Raw genomic sequence first — 549 nt, forward strand, 5'->3', positions numbered from 1 at the left:
AATGTAGCTAATAATTTAATGCAAATTGTAGGTTTTAATGTGATAAATGATTATAAAAGGATTTTGAATGAAAACTAAGAATGTAAGATATAAATTGACTATGCTGTGATTATCCCAAAATATCAAAGTGGCTTATATACGATTAAGGAATTAGCAAGTATGTATAAAATGGATATACGCACTTTACAAAGATATATCAAAAAACATAATATCGAAATTGATATTGATTCAAAGGCTTTTATTGCTACTTTTGAGAAAATGTTAAGAGCGCTATTTATGGTTGAAAATAAGCTTATTCAAAAGGAATTAATAAGCTACTATTCTAATAAGTATCCTTTGCTTTTGGATAGAGTATTTTTACATAGTGAAATAATGCTACTGAATCTTAAAGAAATTGCTAAGAATATAAAGAATAGCAATGATTTAAAGTTAGTTACAAAGACTTTAAAGGATTTAAGCAAAGTATTAGATTTAGCACGTCCGCCCTGCGTAAATCAAAATATCAATATTAGCAAGGGTAGCAAGGGTAAGATTTTGCTAGATTCTAGC

General features: G+C 27.3%; 1 protein-coding gene. It reads left to right on the plus strand.

Features of this window, described 5'->3' with window-relative positions; all coding sequences use genetic code 11:
• Window positions 1-159 precede the first annotated feature (159 nt).
• Window positions 160-549 (plus strand): hypothetical protein (locus LS64_RS12170; protein ID WP_138127397.1); only part of this gene is annotated, 390 nt, incomplete at its 3' end.

This window comes from Helicobacter saguini (assembly GCF_000762875.2).
GTDB classification, from domain to species: Bacteria; Campylobacterota; Campylobacteria; order Campylobacterales; family Helicobacteraceae; genus Helicobacter_A; species Helicobacter_A saguini.